Source organism: Glycomyces sp. NPDC021274, from assembly GCF_040641195.1.
GTDB lineage: Bacteria > Actinomycetota > Actinomycetes > Mycobacteriales > Micromonosporaceae > Glycomyces.
On record NZ_JBFADC010000112.1, the window covers coordinates 1 to 1,128 of the forward strand.

Sequence of the window (1,128 nt, forward strand, 5' to 3'; positions counted from 1 at the left end):
CGACGAGGTGTTCGCCGAGGAGGCCGAGTGGCCCGCCGCAGGCTGAGTCACGAGGGGACGCTGATCCTCGACAGTGAGGGGCTCTCGAAGCTACTCGCTGACGACGAGCAGGTGGTGGCTCTGATTGCCGAAGCGCGCTCGCGCGGCATGGAGGTCGTGATCAGTGCGCTCACCATCATCGAGGCCGTCCACTCGCGTACGAACAAGTCTCGCCTGAACTGGGTGCTCTCCGGGCTTCGGGTCGTCCCGGTGGGCGACGAGGAGGCGAGAGCGGCCTCGAAGCTGCTGATGGATGCAGGTTTGCATGGGCACAAGTACGCGATCGATGCGGCGGTCGCTGAGGCCGCGCTCCGCCAGCACCGCCCCGTGGTCATGTTGACCTCCGATATCGACGACATGGTCAAGCTCTGCGGCGATCGGGTCCGGCTCGTGGCGGTCTGACTTCCCCTGTCCACGGTGCGACAGGGCAGTGCTCGATAGGGTCAGGCGAAATTCACAGGTGAGGTGCTGATCGTCGCTTTGCTGCCTTTCGGCGGGCGGCCAGGGCGTGGCGGTGGATCTACAAGTATTCGGCGGATCCTCGGTTTCGGTAACCGGGAATCCGCCGCTATGTTGCGGCGGGGAGATCGGGGTCCTGCCGGACGACAAGTCCGTGGGTCGCGGACGGAGTCAAGGGTCAGTAGGAGCGGGGTCCGTAGGGGCTCCAGTATCCGAGGAAAGGCTTGAGGTCGTCGCCGCTGGGCTTCGGCGGCGTGGGCAGCCTTGGCATTGAGGCGGACTCGGTGAGGTGTTGGAGGTGCGCGTCCGCGAACGCGAGCCACGCCTCGATATCGGTCCGCTCCTGCCCCGGCGGCAGTGATGTGGCGTGGTCGCGTACTGCTGTGACGTATTCGGTCAGGCGGCTGGCCTGGTGCCAGGCGTTTGCCTGTTCTTCGAGGTGTTCGACGCGATAGGCGTCGGCGTATGCGGCGCGGGCTTCCTGCATGGCGGATTCCCAGCGCCTTTGCTGTGCCTCTCTGTCTTGCTGGTCTGCAAGGCGTTTACGTTCCGCGGCTTCGCCACGGAGGCCGACCTCTTGTGCGATCTCGGCGAGTTGGTCTTCGAGCGGCCGGTTGGGGAGGTCGGCCC

1 protein-coding gene and 1 pseudogene are annotated in these 1,128 nt (G+C 65.9%); one reads left to right on the forward strand and one right to left on the reverse strand.

Going from position 1 to position 1,128, the window contains the following annotated elements:
- The first annotated feature begins 27 nt into the window (after nucleotides 1-27).
- A complete protein-coding gene (locus AB0I03_RS26965) occupies nucleotides 28-441 on the forward strand; it encodes a DNA-binding protein (protein WP_102926138.1) in 414 nt (137 codons plus the stop codon).
- A gap of 235 nt (nucleotides 442-676) precedes the next feature.
- Here AB0I03_RS26965 and AB0I03_RS26970 read toward each other — a convergent pair.
- Nucleotides 677-1,128 (reverse strand): annotated as a pseudogene (locus AB0I03_RS26970) (hypothetical protein); the annotation flags it as partial.